This is a genomic window from Sphingobium sp. GW821-FHT02B05, assembly GCF_059421905.1.
Map to the genome: position 1 here is coordinate 1,454,455 of NZ_JBWKVW010000001.1, position 19,325 is coordinate 1,473,779.

Here is a 19,325-nt window from a genome sequence, read left to right on the forward strand (position 1 = left end):
GGCCCTCACTTGCCCGCCTTCTTTGCCGACATCCGCGCGCGAAAGGCCGCCGCCCATCCCGCCTTGCCGATCTGTTCGGGCCGCACCAGACACAGCGCATCGGCCTCGACCGGCTTCGTTACCACGCTGCCCGCCGCCACGATCGCCCCGTCACCGATCGTCACCGGCGCCACCAGGGCACTGTTCGACCCGACAAAGGCCCCCGCGCCGATTTCCGTCCTATGTTTGAAGAAGCCGTCATAATTGCAGGTGATGACACCCGCACCGATATTGCTCCCCGCCCCCACGCTGGCATCGCCGATATAGGACAGGTGATTGACCTTCGCCCCCTCGCCCAGGCGCGCCTTCTTGATCTCGACGAAATTGCCGACCTTGGCCTTGACGCCGATCTCCGCCCCCGGCCGCAACCGCGCATAGGGACCGATCGCCGCGCCACTGGCGACACTTGCTCCCTCCAGATGCGAAAAGGCGTGAATGACCACGTCGTCCGCCACGGTCACGCCCGGGCCGAACACGACGTTCGGCTCCACCACCACATCGCGGCCCAGCACCGTGTCATGCGCAAAGAACACCGTTTCGGGCGCAACCAAAGTCACCCCGTCGCGCATCGCCTCAGCCCGGCGCCGCGCCTGCCACACCGCCTCGACCCCCGCCAGTTCGGCCCTGCTGTTCACGCCCGCCACTTCCCACGCTTGCGTTTCGATGACGGCGCTCGTCCCGCCGGGCAGCATGACGATATCGGGCAGATAATATTCGCCCGCCGCATTATTGTTGCCGATCTGGTCCAGCAGCACGAACAGGTCGGTCGACCGCACCGCCATCAGCCCGCTATTGCACAGCGTCACCGCCCGCTCGGCCTCGCTGGCGTCCTTATATTCGACCATCTTCTCGATGATGCCCTGCCCGTCGGCGATGATCCGGCCATAGGCGGCCGCATCGTCCGGGCGAAAGCCCAGCACCACCGCGCGCGGCTCGTCGCCCCGGCTCAGCCGATCCAGCATCGCCCGCATCGTGCCCGCGCTCACCAGCGGCACGTCGCCATAGAGGATCAGCACATCGCCCGCAAATCCCGCCAGCGCATCATGGGCCTGCGCCACCGCATGGCCGGTGCCCAGCTGCGCCTCCTGCACCGCGATGACCGCGCCGGTGCCGGCCACCGCCTTTTCCACCTGCGCGCGCCCCGCGCCCACGACCACCACCTGCCGTTCGGGCTTGAGGTCGCCCACGCTCGCCAGCAGGTGCAACAGCATGGATCGCCCCGCGATCGGATGCAAAACCTTGTGAAGCGACGACTTCATCCGCGTCCCCTGCCCGGCGGCAAGGATGATGACGGCCAAAGGACGGTCGCTTGGACGGCTGGCGGAACTGGTCACGATGATTTTCCCGGCAAAAGCTATGACTTGTCCTTCCTCTGCCATGTTTGCCTTGCCTTTGCCACCGCGCAGGCGGCATGGCAGGCGTCATGAGCAGCATCCCTTTCGACATCGTCGGTTTCGACCTGGACGGCACCCTGATCGACACCAGCGGCGATCTTGCCGCCGCGGTGAATTACGCCATCGGCACGATCGGTCGCCCGCCCTTCCCGGCCGCCGCTATCCACCCCTTCGTCGGCAAGGGCGCGAAAATCATGCTGGCCCGCGCGCTCGATGCGTCGGGCGGCTATGACGCCGAAACGCTCGACAGCCTGCTCCCCATATTGCTCGATTATTATGAGCAGAATCTCGCCATCCACTCGCTCCCCTATCCCGGCCTGCTGGATGCGATGGACGCCCTGGCCGGCGCAGGCGTCAAGCTTGCCATCTGCACCAACAAGGCGGAACGCTTCACCATCCCGCTGATGCACCAGATCGGCCTGTCGGACCGGTTCGCGGCCATCGTGGCCGGCGATACCGTCGGCGTGGCCAAGCCCGATCCCGCCCCGATCCGGGAAATGGTCGCCCGCGCAGGCGGCGGTCGCACCATCTTCATCGGCGATACGATCAACGACATCGCCGGCGCGAAAAATGCCGGCATCGCCAATATCGCGGTCGGTTTCGGCTTCCTCGACGGTCCCGTCGAAACGCTGGAGGCGGACGCGGTGATCGACCATTTCGACGAGCTGGTCCCGCTGCTGCAACGCTGGCCCGCCTGACATGCCGCTGCGGCTGGAACAGGATGGCCCGGTCGCCCGCCTGCTGATCGACCGACCCGACCGGCGCAACGCCATGACCCAGGCCATGTGGGAACAGCTCCCCCAACTTGTCGGGCAGGCCATGGCGGATGACGCGATCCGCGTCCTCATCCTCGCCTCCGCCACGCCCGGCCTGTTCTGCGCGGGCGCCGACATCAACGAATTTGCCGCCCGTTCGCGCGAAGAAGACTGGCGCATCGCCAATCAGGCCGCGATCCGCGCCAGCCAATATGCGCTTGCCCGCAGCCAAAAGCCGGTGATCGCCGCGATCGACGGCGATTGCGTCGGCGGCGGATGCGGCCTTGCCATCGCCTGCGACCTGCGCATCGCGTCGCCGACCGCGCGCCTTGGCATCACGCCGGCCAAACTCGGCATCGTCTATTCGCTGTTCGACACGAAATTGCTGGTCGATCTGGTCGGCCCGGCCCGCGCCAGACGCATCCTCTTCACCGGCGCGCTCCACAGCGCCGAAGAAGCGCTGGCGATCGGCCTGATCGAAGAGGTCGCGCCCGATCCCCTGACCGCCGCAGACATGCTCGCGCGCACCATCGCCGCCAACGCCCAGCACAGCGTTCGCGCGTCCAAGGCGATCGTCCGCCGCATCCTTGAAGGCCAGGCGGACGACGATGCCACCACGCTCGCCCTGTTCCGCGACGCCTTCACCCTGCCCGACTTCGCCGAAGGCGTCAGCGCCTTCCGCGAAAAACGCCGCCCGGATTTCTGACCGGCGACATCGGCCTCTCATCCGTTTAGGGAGAGCGAAGGCTTGCATCTCGAACGAGTAACGCCTTGTTCCCCGGCTTCAACTGAGTCAGCGCTATGAGGCGTCAATATCAGGCAGGCGCATATAGCGGTTCAGCCTGACGTTCCAAAACCGAAGAAGTCCAACATACGAAAAGGCCCGGCGCAAACCGGGCCTTTATCGCAAAACCATCCGCACGGGCCGCGCGGATCATGGCAAGGCGGCATGACGCGCGCAGCAATAACCGTTCCCCGGCGCAGGCCGGGGTCCAGTTCAGAGCGTGGGACCGTACCCTCGATAGAAGTCACGCGCCTCCCATCGACTGAGCCGGGGGAACGCAGAAGGATCGCGTCACATCATGGCCCGTCGGGATCAGTTCCCGACCACCGGACGCACGGTCTTGCCCGCGTCCGCATAACGCTCGCCCGTCTCGGCACGCGCGATGGCCGCCGTGATCGGCGCTTCGACATGGGCGATCGCCTTGGCCTTGCAATTCATCTGCGCTTGCAGATCCATCGACGAGCAGACGCGGTTGGCGGCCCGCGCGATCCGGCTGCGCAACTGCTGCTGATGGGCCGGCTGCGCCAGGTCCAGGTCGCCATGATAGACGCCGGTGGTCCGGCCGTTGGATTGAAATTCCTGCGCGGACGCGGCGCCCGCACCGATAGCGGCACTGGCCAGCACAGCGACGGGGGCAAGAACGGCGGCAAATGGGGTCGAACGGAACATGGGGCTATCTCCTCGAAATCTGTTGTGGCCGGCGCCCCGGCAAGGGGGGGGCTATGGGAAGCGCCGGATGCGAACGGGCGGAGCCGGGAAGGTCTTTCAGGGGTCGGCACCTGCCCCGTTCGCCTCATTGTGTTACGCCCCCAATCTGCCCGGCGCCCGTCCGCTTCGACCCGGTAACGATCCCTGTCGGCCAACGACGGCACTGCCGACCAAGCGCCGACGCAGGGGGACGAACGGCGGGACGAACGACATCCGCCCCTTCTGCAAACGACATTTCCGTAAGGGACATGTTGAAATGCGCCTGAGTCGCATCGCCATCGGCACCGACATGCGCATTGCGAGACCGGCTTTAGGGTTTGATGACCGGAGACGGCTTCACAGCGTCATCGCGAGCGAAGCGTGGCGATCCAATCAAGACCCCTCTCGCTGCAAGGGCATCGCGCGAACCACGCAGACAGGGTCATCGCGCGGATCGCGCAGGCAGGGGCATCGCGCGGATCGCGCAGGCACGAAAACGCCCCCGGCGCAAGGGATGCCGGGGGCGTATCCAGATGCTGTCGGGCACTCCGGATCGGGATAACTGTTTGAAGGGGAAACGACGCCATTCGCACTGAACCGTCGCTTAACGGGTGCAACCCGCTCGCCCTATGCCCTCATCATAGCGACAGGATGATGACGATCCCGCCCGCTTCGATGATCCGCCCATGCGCACCGCCCGGCGGCATGGTGGGGTGACGAACAACCCTCATCACGCCACGAACGACATGCGGCGGGCCTTTCAATCCCTTTTGCGCCAGACGCTTCGCAACCGCCCTCGCATTTGATCGTTCGCTTTCCTATCTTCGCCATCGGGATGCCCGCTTCCGCTTGCCCCCGCTCCATCGAACAAATATAGAACGGCCCCATGAGTCTGACCCACATCTCCGTGCGCGGCGCGCGTGAACATAATCTCAAGGGCGTGGACGTCGATCTGCCCCGCGACAGCCTTGTCGTCATCACCGGCCTGTCCGGCTCGGGCAAATCGTCCCTCGCCTTCGACACCATCTATGCGGAGGGTCAGCGCCGCTACGTGGAATCGCTCTCCGCCTATGCGCGCCAGTTTCTGGAGATGATGCAGAAGCCCGATGTCGAGCATATTGAGGGCCTCAGCCCCGCGATCAGCATTGAGCAGAAGACGACCAGCCGCAACCCGCGCTCCACCGTCGCCACGGTCACGGAAATCTACGACTATATGCGCCTCCTCTGGGCGCGCGTCGGCATCCCTTATTCGCCCGCCACCGGCCTGCCGATCAGCGCGCAGACCGTCAGCCAGATGGTGGACCGCGTCATGCTCCTGCCGCAGGGCACGCGCTTCTACCTGCTCGCCCCCGTGGTGCGCGGGCGCAAGGGCGAATATCGCAAGGAACTGGCCGAATGGCAGAAGGCGGGCTACACCCGCGTGCGCATCGACGGCGAAATGTACCTGATCGAGGATGCGCCCGCCCTCGACAAGAAGTACAAGCATGACATCGAAGTGGTCGTCGACCGCCTGGCCGTGGACGCGGACATGGGCACGCGCCTTGCCGACAGTTTCGAACAAGCCCTGAAACTCGCCGACGGCCTCGCCTTCGTGGACTTGGCCGAAGGCGTCGTGCCCGGCCGCGAGGACGAAGCGCAAAGCACCGACAAGAAGATGAAGGGCGCCGGCATCCCCGCCAACCGCATCGTCTTCTCCGAAAAATTCGCCTGCCCGGTCAGCGGCTTCACCATCCCCGAAATCGAACCGCGCCTCTTCTCCTTCAACGCCCCCATGGGCGCCTGCCCGGCCTGCGATGGTCTTGGCGAACGGCAGGAGTTCGACCCCGACCTCGTCGTCCCCAACGAAGCGCTCTCCATAAAGAAGGGCGCGGTCGTCCCCTGGGCCAAATCCAATCCGCCCAGCCCCTATTATATGCAGGTGCTCGGCTCCCTGGCGAAGGAGTTCGGCTTCTCGCTCGAAACCCCCTGGGCCGACCTGCCGGGCGAGGTAAAGCTCATCATCCTGCACGGCACCGGCGGCAAGCCCGTCACCCTGCGCTTCCAGGACGGCAGGAAAAGCTACGAGGTCAAGAAAGCGTTCGAGGGCGTCATCGGCAACCTCAATCGCCGCCTCCTGCAAACCGACAGCGCCTGGATGCGCGAGGAGCTGGCCAAGTACCAGACCGCCATGCCTTGCGAGACCTGCCACGGCGCGCGCCTCAAGCCCGAAGCGCTGGCGGTCAAAATCGCGGGCGAGGACATCTCCCTCTCCACCCGCCGCTCGGTGGTGGACGCGCTCAATTTCTTCACCGCGATGCCGGACGCGCTGAACGACCAGCAGAAGCAGATCGCCAGGGCCATCCTCAAGGAAATCGTCGAGCGCCTCGGCTTCCTCAACAATGTCGGCCTCGACTATCTCAACCTCGACCGCACCAGCGGCACGCTGTCGGGCGGCGAAAGCCAGCGCATCCGCCTCGCCAGCCAGATCGGCAGCGGCCTGTCCGGCGTCCTCTACGTTCTCGACGAACCCTCGATCGGCCTGCACCAGCGCGACAACGACCGCCTGCTCGTGACCCTCAAGCGCCTGCGCGACCTCGGCAACAGCGTCATCGTCGTGGAGCATGACGAGGATGCGATCCGCGCCGCCGACTATATCGTCGACATGGGGCCGGGCGCGGGCGTCCATGGCGGCGCCATCGTCGCGCAGGGCACGCTCAAGCAGATCCTCAAGAACAAGGACAGCCTGACCGCGGACTATCTCAACGGCACCCGCCGCATCGACGTGCCCGCCAAGCGCCGCAAGGGGTCGGGCAAGAAGCTCACCGTCCACAACGCCCGCGCCAACAACCTGACCGGCGTTACCGCGTCGATCCCGCTCGGCACCTTCACCTGCGTCACCGGCGTGTCGGGATCGGGCAAGTCCAGCTTCACCATCGACACCCTTTATGCGGCATCGGCGCGCGCCCTGAACGGCGCCCGCATCGTCGCCGGCGCGCACGACAAGGTGACGGGCCTCGAACATTGCGACAAGGTGATCGACATCGACCAGTCGCCCATCGGCCGCACCCCGCGCTCCAACCCGGCCACCTATACCGGCGCCTTCACCAACATCCGCGACTGGTTCGCCGGCCTTCCCGAAGCCCAGGCGCGCGGCTACAAGCCCGGCCGCTTCAGCTTCAACGTCAAGGGCGGCCGCTGCGAAGCCTGCACCGGCGACGGCCTCCTCAAGATCGAGATGCACTTCCTCCCCGACGTCTATGTCACCTGCGACGTCTGCCACGGCGCCCGCTACAATCGCGAGACGCTGGAGGTGAAGTTCAAGGGGATGAGCATCGCCGACGTCCTCGACATGACGGTCGAGGATGCGGTCGAATTCTTCAAGGCCGTGCCCCCCATCCGCGACAAGATGGCGATGCTGGCGGAAGTCGGCCTTGGCTATATCAAGGTCGGCCAGCAGGCCACGACCCTGTCCGGCGGCGAAGCCCAGCGCGTCAAACTCGCCAAGGAACTCAGCCGCCGCGCCACCGGCAACACGCTCTACATATTGGACGAACCCACGACGGGCCTGCATTTCGAGGATGTCCGCAAACTATTGGAAGTCCTCCACGCGCTGGTCGACCAGGGCAACAGCGTGGTCGTGATCGAACATAATCTGGACGTCATCAAGACGGCGGACTGGATTATCGACATGGGGCCTGAGGGTGGCGTGAAGGGCGGCGAAGTGGTTGCGGAAGGCACGCCGGAAAAGGTCGTGAAGGAGAAGCGCAGCTTTACCGGGCGGTATCTGGCGCCGTTGTTGGGGCTGGAGGCTGTGGCGGCGGAGTGAAAGAACGTCTATTCATCGATCTCACGGATGTCGGTAACAAGTATTCTTTGAGGTACTCCCGCAGCACTTCGAACAAAATAGCAGTCAACTTCAACCATATCTTCATGCATCGCGTTCACCGCGATTTGCTTTAAATCGTCCAAAATCTCTCCAGGAATTGAGAAAGACGGTCGCCCATCCCATTCGTCATTCTCGAATTTCCCCCATCCACTTTCTTTATTAAACTGGACTATGTTAATATCGATAGTTGTAAGCCGTCTATCAACTTTTTGCGTGTCTAACGCGTCGGCCATAGCTTTATTAGCATGCAAAATTCTTGTTTCATTATCGTTTGCGGAGGTGGATATATTTACCTTTCTCGCACTGCGTCGAAGCGGAACATTCATTTCTTTAAGGAGCGGGGCAGCCATTGTAATGAGTTCAGCCTCATCGTCTGCTGGAATGCGTTGCAGGATCGCTCGCTCATCACTTAAAAGGGCTTTCCTTTCTTGATCTGCGAGAAGCCGTTCATATAGCGACCTTATCTGTCCGTTTAGATCATCTTCATTGTCCATCCGCCTTTGCAACATTTCAAGCGTGCGGGCCAAGGCCTCATCTCTACCTTCTATAGTTTGTTCAAAAACGTCGAGAAGGTGGTCATTATTCGCCAATGCAGCTTTGATGGCATCATCATCCGCAGATGAGAAGACTCGATCGATTACGTACGACAACATAGCTCCCAATGGAGCTTCATAAATTACCGGCGCGGCCGCCTGTAGAGCTGGAACAATTACATCAATTCCGAAACTTCCGCGTCGAGTAGGAAGTATCAGGATATCTGGAGTATTATTATATGTTATTTTTTTAGGAAAATTTCCAGTCCGTCGGAAATTATCGAGCTTAACGAGAAGCCTCGATGCTGAGTATTGGAATCGAGCGGACTCATAGAAGTCCATTCGATGCTGGGATGCCAGCTTACCGTCAAAAGTGAATTTGATAGTCTCCACATTACCCCCCAAAATCTGTAGCGCTTTCTTCATTATTGGCTTCGCGTAACAAATGCGTCAATAACCTTGTGTTTTTCCTTATTTGTGTTGCGTCGTGCTAATTCAATTTGGTGTAGATATACCGAACGGCAAGCGCTTGGCTGGAGAATTACAATGCAACGGAGTTGCGGCGACAGTTTATTAAATCCCGAAATCCCTCCAAACCTAATCCACATCGGACCAACCACCTCCACCCCAATTGGCCCCACCGCACTCACCTGCTACACTCCCCCCATGACCAAGCTCACCCCCATCGAGTCCGAGTTCGCGACGACCGAAGAAGCGGAAGCCTATGACGCATGGTTCCGTGCGGAGGTCGAGGCCGCGATGGCATCGGACGAACCCGACATTCCTCATAACGAAGCGATGGCCCGGATGCAGGCCATTATCGACCGCCGCAAAAAGGCGGACGAGCGCAAAACGGCATAGTGCTGCCGGTCGTCTGGAGAGCCAGCGCTCTGCGAAAACTCGAAAGTGTCATCGACTATATCGAAATACGTAACCCGACGGCGGCCGACCGCATAGGCGCTGCCATCCGTCACGCTGCCGATCGCTTGCCCGACCATCCGTATCTCCACCGCACCGGTCGGGTTCCCGGCACGCGGGAAGCGGTGGTCCATCCAAACTATATCCTGGTCTATCGGGTCATGACCGACCGGATTCAGATATTGGCGCTCCATCACGCCCGCCAACACTATCCCTGAAAACCCTATTCCCCTGTCCTACACGCCCCCCACCCACATATCCTCCCGGCAAGACCTTCTCCAACCGGGAGCCAAGCCATGTCCATCCACGACCCCATTCTCCCCACCGCCGCCCCGCAAAGCCGCGCCGATGGCTGGTCCCCGGCGCGACAGCGGCGCTTTCTCGACGTTCTCGCCGCCTCCGGCGTCATCATGCTCGCCTGCGAAGCCGTGCGCATCACCGCCCGCTCCGCTTATGCCCTGCGCACCCGCCATGACGGCGCGGCCTTTCGCCTGGGCTGGGACGCCGCGATCCTGATCGCCCGCGCCCGCCTCGCGACGGATCTCCTCGCCCGCGCCATCACCGGCAATGAAGAAACCATCCGCAAAGACCCCGACAATTACCAGGTCACCCGCCACCGCCACGACAATCGCCTCGCCATGTCGATGCTGTCCCGGCTCGATCGCATGGCCGACTCCCCGGCCGAAGGCTCCGACGCCGCGCTCGCCCGCGTCGTGGCGCAGGATTTCGCCGCCTATCTCGACATGATCTGCCCCGAAGACGTCGCGCAGGCGGAGCTGGACGGCCTCGCCCTCCCCCACACCGGCGAAGAGCCCCGCGGCCGCACGATGGCCGACGCGCAGCTGCTCGACGGTTCCCGCCCGGCCACGCCCGAACCGGTGGTGGAGGCGGTTGCCGCGTCCATCTCGTCGGGCGCCTGCGCCGCGCTCTTCGTCGCCGCGCGCATGCCGCTTGCAGCCGGGCAGAATCCGCAGAGTCCCGTCGCCGATGAACGGTGTGAACTTCGCCCCGAACCGGCGCCGGAACCGCAGCCTGAACCCGAACCCAACCGGTCCGACCTGCCGCCGGAGGAAGCCGCCGCCCGGCTGCGCGGACATTGGTGGAGCAGTCGGCTACAGCGCTGGCGTACCGATTTCCCGCCGCCGCCCGGCTTCACCGGCGATGCGACCAGCAGCGACTATGATGTGGACGATTATGACCGCGATCTGACGCCCGATGAGCGGGCGGCGATGGAGGCGGAACATGCCGCCTGGCTGCAACCCTATGAAATGGCGGCGGCCCGCGCCCGCGACGCCTATTTCCATTTCGCCCCGACCGACGAAGGCCTGACCGAAGAAACCTCCGAAACCCCCGAAGGAAAGGGCACCGCCATGGACGCGCACCCCCATCCCGTGCCCGCCTGAACGCCTGTCCCCGCGCCCGATTTGCTATTTCGCTGCCTATGGCCTACATGGGTGGGGCTATAGTCGCAAATCGACGGTCTTTCGGCGCTTTGCGGCTCCCTCACTCCTTCTTTCCCTGCCCCTTTAGCGACCCGGTGCGTCCACACGGGACGCATCGCAGACAAGAAGGTAATTTCCATGAGCATCGTAGGCACCGTAAAATTCTTCAACGCCGACAAGGGCTTTGGCTTCATCGCTCCCGATGATGGCAGCCCGGACGCATTCGTCCACATCAGCGCCGTCGAGCGCGCCGGCCTCGCCACGCTGCGCGAAAAGGACCGCGTCTCCTATGATCTGGAGCAGGACCGTCGCGGCAAGATGGCGGCTGTGAACATCGCTCACGCCGAATAAGCGGCGTGCGGGGCGGCGGGCTTTCGGGCGCGCCGCACCCCGTTGCTGGCCCCCGCCGCATGTGCTTTTTGCAGGCGCGGCGGGCGGGCCGGTCGGGCGCCGCTCCCATGGCGCCCGGCCTTTCTTCTTCCAGAAGGAGCCTTGCCATGGCCAATCCAGACTATCACGCCCTTGCGGCCAAGGCGCATGATGATGCCGCCGCCGCGCAGCTGGACAATGTCCGCGACCGCTGCCTCCGCTCCGAAGCGGCCTTCCTCGCCATGGCCCGTCGCCAGGATCAGATCGACGTCAGCCGCGCGCTGCGCGAACGGGGCGGCAATCCGGCCTGACCGGGCTTTCAGACATAATCCTCCAATATGCTGGTGCTCAGCAGGATCAGGTTCAGCGCCGCCAGCATCGCCACGTTCCACCGCCGGTCATGGACGAACAGCAGGGCGATCAGCAACGCAAACAACGATAGCGCGCCGCCGGCATAGAATAGAAAGCCCACCGCCCCTGCCGGCCCCTCCGGCGCATCGGGCAGCGGACGGACGCTGTCCAGCACAGCCTGCCCGACCATCGTGGCGATATTGACGCCCAACAGCCCGCCGATCACCAGCCGGTTCTGCTTGTCGTACCAATCGTCGAAATCGGGCCATTGCTCCGGCTCGTCGGGAAAGATCACCGACGCGATCAGATGATAGACGCCCACGATGGTCAGCACGACCACCAGCGTCAGGTAACTGGCGTCCATCTGGTCCCGCATGCTGAACGCCGTGCCCCAGAAACTGGTCAGGTCCAGCATGACGAACAGCCCCAGCAACGGGGTGAGCCATCCGACCCGCACCGGCTTGGCGGCGCGCTTGAGTTTGAGCACCCTGGCAAAGCCGCCCAGTACCTCGGCAATGGCCAGGCCCAGCAACAGGCCGAACACCGCGAACACCAGATCGAAAGCCGACATGCCTCAATTCCCCCACAGCCCGCCGCAAGACTAGCGGAAAGCGATGCTCAGGCAATCGCCCTTGGAACCCCTGTCGCCGTGGCCAGTTATCCCATCAAACCCACTGATTAGGAGATTCCCCATGATCCGCACCCTGATTTTCGGCGCCATCGCAGGCTATGTCGGCAAGAAGCTCTATGACGAAGGCAAGCTGACCGAGTTCAAGGACGACATCGTCGCCCGCTATGGCGAGGCTAAGGCCAAGCTCGACGAACAGCGCGCCGAAACCGGCACCGCGACCACCACCCCGCTGGTGACGCCGTCCGTCACCAGCAGCCGTCCGCTGCCCAACTAAAATCTATTCCCATCCGGCGGCTACAGTCCCCGCTCGCCGCCGGTCGCCGCCCGCTTGCTGCCATACCCCCCTCTCATGGCAGCGACGGGCGGCTTTTCTATGGGCGACACCATCGCCCCGGTGTGTTCCAATGCCCCTGGTGGCATCGTCAACAAACGCATCAACTGAAAATGACATAGAAAAAGGGCGTGGGAATAGTCCCACGCCCTTTCCTACTGCGTCACGAAGGCTTACAGCTTTTCGGTAAGCTCCGGCACGACCTTGAACAGATCACCGACCAGGCCGATGTCCGCAACCTGGAAGATCGGCGCATCCTCGTCCTTGTTGATGGCGATGATGGTCTTGCTGTCCTTCATGCCGGCCAGATGCTGTATCGCGCCGGAAATGCCGACCGCGATATAGACTTCGGGCGCCACGATCTTGCCGGTCTGACCGACCTGATAGTCGTTGGGCACATAGCCCGCATCGACCGCAGCACGGCTCGCACCGACGGCAGCGCCCAGCTTGTCGGCCAGCGGGAAGATGGTCGCCTCGAACGTCTCGCCATCCTTCAACGCCCGGCCACCCGACACGATGATCTTGGCGCTGGTCAGTTCGGGACGTTCCAGCTTGGCGATCTCGGCACCGACGAAGGACGACACGCCCTTGTCTCCGGTCGAGGCCACGGCTTCCACGACACCCGAACCGCCCTCGATCGCCGCCTTTTCAAAAGCGGTGCCCCGGACGGTGATAACCTTCTTGGCATCCTTCGACTTGACGGTCGCGATGGCATTGCCGGCGTAGATTGGACGGGTGAACGTGTCTTCGCTTTCCACCGACAGGATATCGCTGATCTGCATGACGTCGAGCAAAGCGGCGACACGCGGCGCGATATTCTTGCCGTTGCTGGTGGCTGGTGCAACGAATGCGTCATGATGACCCATCAAATCTACGATCAGCGGCGCGACATTTTCCGGCAACGCATGACCAAAGGCCGCGTCGTCGGCGACATGGACCTTGCCCACGCCAGCAATCTTCGCAGCCGCCTCGGCGACACCGCTGATGCCAGCGCCGGCGACCAAAAGATGCACTTCACCCAGCTTCGAAGCAGCGGTGACTGCCGAAAGGGTCGCGTCCTTGACCGCTCCGCCTTCATGTTCAACCCAAACAAGCGTCTTGCTCATGCTGCCACTCCCAGAGCCTTGAGTTTAGTCACCAGTTCATCGACGTCGGCGACCTTGATACCGGCCGAGCGCTTGGGCGGTTCCGACACTTTGAGCGTCTCAAGGCGCGGAGCGATGTCCACGCCGTAATCGGCAGGAGTCTTGCTCGCCAGCGGCTTGGCCTTGGCCTTCATGATGTTGGGCAGCGAGGCATAGCGCGGTTCGTTCAGGCGCAAGTCGGTGGTGATGATCGCGGGCGTGTTCAACTTCACGGTCTCCAGACCGCCATCGACTTCACGGGTCACGTGGACGCTGCCATCGGCAACCTCGACCTTCGATGCGAACGTGCCCTGCGGCAGGTTCAGCAGCGCAGCCAGCATCTGGCCGGTCTGGTTGCTGTCGTCGTCGATCGCCTGCTTGCCCAGGATGATGAGACCAGCGCCTTCTTCTTCCTGCACCTTGGCGAGCAGCTTGGCGACGCCCAGTGGTTCGACTTCATCGTCGGTCTGGATCAGGATCGCCCGATCGGCACCCATGGCCAGCGCGGTCCGCAACGTTTCCTGCGCCTTGGCAACGCCGATCGACACCGCCACGACCTCGGTCGCCACGCCCTTTTCCTTCAGGCGAATGGCCTCTTCGACCGCGATTTCGTCAAACGGGTTCATGCTCATCTTCACGTTCGCCAGATCGACGCCCGTACCGTCCGCCTTCACCCGCGGCTTCACATTATAGTCGATAACCCGCTTTACGGGCACAAGGATCTTCATATTCAACATCCTCCATTATAAACGCCAATACGGGCACGGGCGGACCGTTTCCGGTCCCCCCGCACCCTTTGGTGTATCGTTCAGGCGGGAAAGCGGATCAGGCCGCCTTCCTCACTTCCGCCACGATCTTCTTGGCCGCGTCGCCCAGATCGTCCGCCGGGACGATGGGAAGACCGGAATTGGCCAATATGTCCTTGCCCTGCTGGACGTTGGTGCCTTCCAGACGGACGACCAGCGGAACCGACAGGTTCACTTCCTTGGCGGCGGCGACGATGCCATTGGCAATGATGTCGCACTTCATGATGCCACCGAAGATGTTGACCAGGATGCCCTTCACCGCCGGGTCCTTCAGGATGATCTTGAAGGCAGCCGTCACCTTTTCGGTCGTGGCGCCGCCGCCTACGTCCAGGAAGTTGGCGGGGAATTCGCCGTTCAGCTTGATGATGTCCATCGTCGCCATGGCCAGGCCCGCGCCGTTCACCATGCAACCGATGTTGCCGTCCAGCTTGATGTAGGCAAGGTCGTACTTCGACGCTTCGACTTCGGCCGCATCTTCTTCGGTCAGGTCGCGCAGTTCGGCGATGTCCTTGTGACGGAACATGGCGTTGCCGTCGAAACCGACCTTGGCGTCCAGAACCAGCAGGTTGCCCTGCTCGGTCAGCGCCAGCGGGTTGACTTCGATCTGCTCGGCATCGGTGTCGAGGAAGGCGGCATAGAGCGACGCGGCAACCTTCGAAGCCTGCTTGGCCAAGTCACCGGTCAGGCCCAGAGCGTTGGCAACGGCGCGGCCGTGGTGCGGCTGGAAGCCCGAAGCGGGATCGACCGAGAAGCTGTGGATCTTTTCCGGGGTCGAATGGGCGACCTCTTCAATGTCCATGCCGCCTTCGGTGGATACGACGAACGCGATGCGGCTGGTGGCGCGATCGACCAGCAGCGCCAGGTAGAATTCCTTGGCGATGTCGGCGCCGTCGGTGATGTACAGACGATTGACCTGCTTGCCCGCTTCGCCAGTCTGGATGGTGACCAGCGTGTTGCCCAGCATGTCGGCCGAATGCGCCTTCACCTCGTCCAGGTTGAAGGCGAGGCGTACACCGCCCTTGGCTTCGGGGGCCAGTTCCTTGAACTTGCCCTTGCCACGGCCACCGGCGTGGATCTGCGACTTCACGACATAGAGCGGCCCAGGCAGTTTCTTGGCGGCTTCGACGGCTTCTTCAACCGAGAAGGCGGCGTAACCGGCGGCGATCGGCGCGCCGTACTTCGCCAGCAGTTCCTTGGCTTGATATTCGTGAATGTTCATGGGGCGTGCCCTTTCGCTGAAATCTGATGTCAGCGGCTAAGCACAGCGAAAAGCGACGCACCAGAGAATTTCGCAAAATGACTTTGCAAAATTGCAAAGTCTGTAAAGCCGAAAAAACTGTTTTTGGTGCCCGCCACCCCTGTAACGTCAGAAAGCGCAGCGTAGTGCTGATCCGCTGGTGACGGCGAAAATCTCCGGATCTTCCAACGCGCGGACATTGCGCAGCAGCTGGTCGATGCTCATCTTGCCGCTGTGAGATTTGCGGAGCGATGCGAGCGACTGGAGCTTTCGCAACTGCATCAGGCTCAGCCGGTCCGCCATCCTTTCTGCCATGCAACCTGCCATGCGCGGTGACAGCCCGGCCTCTTCCAACCCGGAACGTAGCCGCGATTCGGGTGTCAGAGAGGTGCAAGCAGGAAGAAGAATGAGGGCGCCGGCCAATGCCGCGCGAAAAGGGAGGTGTCGCATCGCGCTTTTCATGGCCACGTCACGCTGAACAAGGGATAAATGGTACAGCTTCGTAAAGGAAGAATCACCTATGGATCGGATTTTCGCGACCTTGTCGCACCGTGTCGCCAATTGGGCGGGCCAGCCCAGCGCCTTCGTCATGGCGCTCGTCATCGTCATCCTCTGGCTCGTGACCGGGCCGCTTTTCCATTATTCCGACACTTGGCAGCTGGTCATCAATACCGGCACCACCATCGTCACATTCCTCATGGTCTTCCTGATCCAGAATGCACAAAATCGCGACGGTTCCGCAATCCAGGCGAAGCTCGACGAACTGATCCGCGCCATCGACACGGCGCGCGACGATTTCATCGGCATAGAGCATCTGACCGAAGCGGAGCTGGAACGCATCAAGGCCGTGCTGGAGCGGGAATGCGGAGACGACGAAACGCATCGCCTGTCGATCGAGCGGCTGATCGACCGGCGCTGACCCGCTAGGTCAATGCGCCCGGACGATCAGCTTCTCATTTTCCCGCCGATGCGCATCGATGCGATCGCCATAGCTTTGTGCCAGATGTTCATAAGCATCCCGCCCTTGCGGGGATCGCGAGCTTTTCGCTCGCATCAACGACACCTGCTGGCGGTGCAGCAGATAATTGACATCCATTTCCATGGTCGCCCTCCTCCCATACATGCGTGCAGAGATTGGTCGATTGTCCGATGCCGCTTTCGACTCGCAACATCAGCCATGAATTTAGCATGATCGATCCCGTTTTACGAACCTGCTTATCGCGGCGACGAGGCGACCGGACGCGCCAGCCAGCGCAAAACCGCATAGCCCGACAGGGCAGACAGCAGCGATCCCAGCAATATCCCGCCCTTTGCCTCCTCCACCAGCAACGCATCGTTGGGGAAGGCAAGCCCGCCGATGAACAGGCTCATGGTAAAGCCGATGCCGCACAACATCGCCATGCCATAGACCTGCGCCCAGGTCGCGCCGGCCGGCCGATCCGCAAGTCCCAGCCGCACGGCACCCCATATGGCACCAAAGATACCGACCTGCTTGCCGAGAAAAAGGCCAAGGGCGACGCCGAGCGACAGAGGCGAAAGCAGCGCCGCCACGGCCTCTCCACCAAGGTTGAGGCCGGCATTGGCGAAACCGAACAAAGGCACGATCAGATAGGCGCTCCAAGGATGGATGGCATGTTCCAGTCGATGGAGCGGACTATCTACCGCATCCGGCCTGCCCGGCGATGGACGCAATGGCACCGTCATCGCCGCCAGGACGCCCGCCACGGTCGCATGCACACCCGACAGCAGGATGAGGAACCATAAGATCAGGAATCCCACAAGATAGGGCCATAACATCGTCACCCCCGCCCGTTTGAACCCGAACATCAGCGCCAGCAGCACGGCGGCCCCTGCCAACGCCGCCAGGTCCAGCCCATAACTGTAGAAAAATGCGATGATGGCGACCGCCCCCATGTCATCGACAATCGCTACGGCGGTCAGGAACAGTTTGAGCGACGCCGGCGCCCGGCTTCCCAGCAGCGCCAGCACGCCGATTGCGAAGGCGATGTCGGTCGCAGCGGGAATGGCCCAGCCATTGCTCAACGCCGGGCGTCCCGCCGTAACCAGCATATAGACCAAAGCTGGTGCTGCCATTCCCGCCACCGCTGCGATTATGGGTAGCCGCCGTTTGCTCCAGTTGGCCAAGCCTCCGTCCAGAAACTCCCGCTTGATCTCCAACCCCACCAGCAGGAAGAAGATCGCCATCAGCCCGTCATTGATCCACAGATGCGGCGTCATCGGTCCGATGCGCGGCGACAGGATCGGCCCTAGCGGCGCATGCAACGCGGCATGATAGAGATGCCCCGTCGCCGGCAGATTGGCCAGTAAAATGGCTGCCGCCGCTGCGATCATCAACAATATTGCGCCGCCCGTTTCGCCGGTCAGGAACGCCCGCAATGCGGACGGATGCGCTCGATTCATGCCTGTTTCATTCGTTTTAGGTCCCAATCCACCTGCTGCCATCGGTAATTCTCGTCATCTTCAAATATATTATACGCAAAACAAGCAAAATGCTTGGAAGTGTCTTACACAGATGTCATCCTCTCTCGTACAGAATGACGGGGGTCAATGCTTGGGGGACATGCTGGCTGCGGGCCTGATGGCCCTTCATCGCGAATTTCTGCTTTTTGCGGTCGTCGGACTGGCGATTGGCGGGCTGGACGATTTGATGATCGACCTGCTCTTTATATGCCGTCGATGCTGGCGAAACCTGACCGTCTATGCCCGCCATCCGCGCATGACCACCGCGACCCTGCCGCCGTCCCACAACCCCGGATGTATCGCCATCTTCATCCCGGCCTGGCGCGAAGCCGCTGTCATCGGGCCGATGCTGCGCCATGCCCTGGCCGCTTGGCCGGACGACGACTATCGGATTTTTGTTGGCCTCTATCCCAACGATCCCGACACGCTGGATTCGATCGCACCGATCGCGTCGGGCGAACCACGCATCATCCTGGGCATGAACCCGCGACCTGGCCCAACGACCAAGGCGGATTGCCTCAACATCTTGTGGCGGGCGATGAAGGATGTGGAATCGCGCACCCACCGTCCCTTCAAGGCGATCGTGCTGCATGATGCCGAAGATGTCGTCCATCCTGACGAAATTCGCCTGTTCGACTTCATGATCGACCGTTTCGACCTGGTCCAGTTGCCGGTCTTGCCTTTGCCAGGCCATGGCAACTGGCTGGCCCGCGCCATTGGCAACCATTATGGCGACGAATTTGCAGAAAGCCATGGAAAGGCGTTGACAGTACGGGAAGCCCTGGGCGCATCCATACCGTCCGCCGGGGTTGCCTGCGCCTTCGAACGCAAGATGCTTGGGCGCCTGTCCGATCCCTTTTATGGCGGCCCGTTCGATCCGTCGTCCCTGACGGAGGACTATGAAGCGGGCCTGCAAATCGCCCATATGGGCGGCCGCGGCGTCTTCGTGCGCATGCGCGACACGACGGGCGCGCTGGTGGCGACCCGCGAATATTTTCCCGATAGCATCGGCGCGGCCATCAGGCAGAAAGCGCGATGGATGGTCGGCATCTCTCTGGCGGGATGGGACCGGATGGGCTGGCATGGCGGGCCGGCCGAATGGTGGATGCGCATTCGCGATCGTCGCGCGACGCTGGCCGCCCTGGTGCTGTTTGCGGCCTATGTCGCCTTCTTCCTTTCCTGCGTAATCACCTTTGCCAATCTTCTGATACCACTCCAGCCACCGCCGCTATCCCCGCTTGTCACGGGGCTACTCTGTTTCAACTTTTGGCTGATGACCTGGCGCACGATCGTACGCGCCCTGTTCGTAGGCCGCACTTATGGCTGGCGCTCTGGGATGATGTCCATTCCCCGCACGCTCATCGCCAATTTCATCGCCATAGCCGCAGCGCAACGGGCCATCTTCCTCTATGCCGGATCTTTATTGGGAAGGCCGCTGGTATGGGACAAGACACAGCATAAATTCCCCGATCTGAAGACCCAATCATGACCCGCAGCGCAAGCGGTCGTCCCTTGCGCTTCTTCGCCCTAATATTGGCAGGCTGGGTCTGCATCCGCATCTTGGGCCCCGATCTCACA

General features: G+C 62.3%; 21 protein-coding genes. 11 read left to right on the top strand and 10 right to left on the bottom strand.

All coding sequences use genetic code 11. The features are described 5' to 3' along the window. Positions 1-5 precede the first annotated feature (5 nt). A complete protein-coding gene (gene glmU / locus AC07UX_RS07365) occupies positions 6-1,298 on the bottom strand; it encodes a bifunctional UDP-N-acetylglucosamine diphosphorylase/glucosamine-1-phosphate N-acetyltransferase GlmU (protein ID WP_495191822.1) in 1,293 nt (430 codons plus the stop codon). A gap of 164 nt (positions 1,299-1,462) precedes the next feature. Here glmU and AC07UX_RS07370 point away from each other — a divergent pair, with 164 nt between their 5' ends. Next, positions 1,463-2,131: an HAD family hydrolase gene (locus tag AC07UX_RS07370; protein ID WP_495191274.1), complete on the top strand. Its 669-nt coding sequence runs from the start codon at positions 1,463-1,465 to the stop codon at positions 2,129-2,131. Between the two features lies 1 nt (position 2,132). Beyond that, on the top strand, positions 2,133-2,894 hold the full coding sequence (locus tag AC07UX_RS07375) for an enoyl-CoA hydratase/isomerase family protein (RefSeq protein WP_495191275.1): 762 nt from the start codon (positions 2,133-2,135) through the stop codon (positions 2,892-2,894). A gap of 390 nt (positions 2,895-3,284) precedes the next feature. Here AC07UX_RS07375 and AC07UX_RS07380 read toward each other — a convergent pair whose 3' ends face one another. Then, positions 3,285-3,641: a UrcA family protein gene (locus AC07UX_RS07380; RefSeq protein WP_495191276.1), complete on the bottom strand. Its 357-nt coding sequence runs from the start codon at positions 3,639-3,641 to the stop codon at positions 3,285-3,287. A gap of 904 nt (positions 3,642-4,545) precedes the next feature. Here AC07UX_RS07380 and uvrA point away from each other — a divergent pair. Next, positions 4,546-7,464: an excinuclease ABC subunit UvrA gene (gene uvrA / locus AC07UX_RS07385; protein WP_495191277.1), complete on the top strand. Its 2,919-nt coding sequence runs from the start codon at positions 4,546-4,548 to the stop codon at positions 7,462-7,464. 8 nt (positions 7,465-7,472) lie between these two features. Here the strand turns inward: uvrA and AC07UX_RS07390 are convergent, their stop codons facing one another. Further along, a complete protein-coding gene (locus AC07UX_RS07390; protein ID WP_495191278.1) occupies positions 7,473-8,483 on the bottom strand; it encodes a DUF7946 domain-containing protein in 1,011 nt (336 codons plus the stop codon). A 240-nt stretch (positions 8,484-8,723) separates the two neighbouring features. On the opposite strand from AC07UX_RS07390, the gene relB reads away from it, so the two are divergent. The 5 genes from relB to AC07UX_RS07415 all read left to right on the top strand — a co-directional run bounded on the left by relB (position 8,724) and on the right by AC07UX_RS07415 (position 11,097). Further along, complete coding sequence (gene relB, locus AC07UX_RS07395) at positions 8,724-8,918, top strand: type II toxin-antitoxin system RelB family antitoxin (RefSeq protein WP_495191279.1); 195 nt, start codon at positions 8,724-8,726, stop codon at positions 8,916-8,918. Beyond that, on the top strand, positions 8,918-9,193 hold the full coding sequence (locus AC07UX_RS07400; protein WP_495191280.1) for a type II toxin-antitoxin system RelE/ParE family toxin: 276 nt from the start codon (positions 8,918-8,920) through the stop codon (positions 9,191-9,193). The genes relB and AC07UX_RS07400 overlap by 1 nt, the downstream gene beginning before the upstream one ends. A gap of 78 nt (positions 9,194-9,271) precedes the next feature. After that, positions 9,272-10,378: a hypothetical protein gene (locus AC07UX_RS07405; RefSeq protein WP_495191281.1), complete on the top strand. Its 1,107-nt coding sequence runs from the start codon at positions 9,272-9,274 to the stop codon at positions 10,376-10,378. Positions 10,379-10,555: 177 nt separating this feature from the next. Then, positions 10,556-10,768 (top strand): cold-shock protein, encoded by a 213-nt coding sequence (locus tag AC07UX_RS07410; protein ID WP_120250550.1) that lies wholly within the window; start codon positions 10,556-10,558, stop codon positions 10,766-10,768. A gap of 146 nt (positions 10,769-10,914) precedes the next feature. Next, positions 10,915-11,097, top strand: a complete 183-nt coding sequence (locus tag AC07UX_RS07415) for a hypothetical protein (protein WP_495191282.1) — start codon at positions 10,915-10,917, stop codon at positions 11,095-11,097. An 8-nt stretch (positions 11,098-11,105) separates the two neighbouring features. On the opposite strand, the gene AC07UX_RS07420 is transcribed toward AC07UX_RS07415, so the two are convergent. Next, the gene (locus AC07UX_RS07420) at positions 11,106-11,708 is read right to left on the bottom strand and encodes a hypothetical protein (protein WP_495191283.1); all 603 of its coding nucleotides are present in this window, start codon (positions 11,706-11,708) and stop codon (positions 11,106-11,108) included. 121 nt (positions 11,709-11,829) lie between these two features. Between AC07UX_RS07420 and AC07UX_RS07425 the strand changes: the two genes are divergently transcribed. Then, complete coding sequence (locus tag AC07UX_RS07425; protein ID WP_495191284.1) at positions 11,830-12,042, top strand: hypothetical protein; 213 nt, start codon at positions 11,830-11,832, stop codon at positions 12,040-12,042. A gap of 230 nt (positions 12,043-12,272) precedes the next feature. Here AC07UX_RS07425 and AC07UX_RS07430 read toward each other — a convergent pair whose 3' ends face one another. The 4 genes from AC07UX_RS07430 to AC07UX_RS07445 form a co-directional block, all read right to left on the bottom strand. After that, positions 12,273-13,205, bottom strand: a complete 933-nt coding sequence (locus AC07UX_RS07430) for an electron transfer flavoprotein subunit alpha/FixB family protein (RefSeq protein WP_495191285.1) — start codon at positions 13,203-13,205, stop codon at positions 12,273-12,275. Further along, entirely contained in the window at positions 13,202-13,951 is a 750-nt protein-coding gene (locus AC07UX_RS07435; RefSeq protein ID WP_495191286.1) for an electron transfer flavoprotein subunit beta/FixA family protein, read from the bottom strand. The genes AC07UX_RS07430 and AC07UX_RS07435 overlap by 4 nt, the downstream gene beginning before the upstream one ends. A gap of 97 nt (positions 13,952-14,048) precedes the next feature. Beyond that, on the bottom strand, positions 14,049-15,248 hold the full coding sequence (gene sucC / locus AC07UX_RS07440) for an ADP-forming succinate--CoA ligase subunit beta (protein ID WP_495191287.1): 1,200 nt from the start codon (positions 15,246-15,248) through the stop codon (positions 14,049-14,051). Positions 15,249-15,395: 147 nt separating this feature from the next. Continuing rightward, positions 15,396-15,716, bottom strand: coding sequence for a hypothetical protein (locus AC07UX_RS07445; protein WP_495191288.1), 321 nt, complete (start codon positions 15,714-15,716; stop codon positions 15,396-15,398). 70 nt (positions 15,717-15,786) lie between these two features. On the opposite strand from AC07UX_RS07445, the gene AC07UX_RS07450 reads away from it, so the two are divergent. Further along, positions 15,787-16,185 (top strand): low affinity iron permease family protein, encoded by a 399-nt coding sequence (locus AC07UX_RS07450; RefSeq protein WP_495191289.1) that lies wholly within the window; start codon positions 15,787-15,789, stop codon positions 16,183-16,185. Between the two features lie 9 nt (positions 16,186-16,194). Here the strand turns inward: AC07UX_RS07450 and AC07UX_RS07455 are convergent, their stop codons facing one another. Further along, on the bottom strand, positions 16,195-16,368 hold the full coding sequence (locus AC07UX_RS07455; RefSeq protein WP_495191290.1) for a hypothetical protein: 174 nt from the start codon (positions 16,366-16,368) through the stop codon (positions 16,195-16,197). Positions 16,369-16,481: 113 nt separating this feature from the next. Then, positions 16,482-17,687 carry a Na+/H+ antiporter NhaA gene (gene nhaA, locus AC07UX_RS07460; protein ID WP_495191291.1) on the bottom strand — a complete coding sequence of 402 codons (1,206 nt, stop codon included), beginning with the start codon at positions 17,685-17,687 and terminating at the stop codon, positions 16,482-16,484. 160 nt (positions 17,688-17,847) lie between these two features. Here nhaA and AC07UX_RS07465 point away from each other — a divergent pair, with 160 nt between their 5' ends. Further along, positions 17,848-19,236 carry a glycosyl transferase family protein gene (locus AC07UX_RS07465; RefSeq protein ID WP_495191823.1) on the top strand — a complete coding sequence of 463 codons (1,389 nt, stop codon included), beginning with the start codon at positions 17,848-17,850 and terminating at the stop codon, positions 19,234-19,236. The last annotated feature ends 89 nt before the right edge of the window (positions 19,237-19,325 follow it).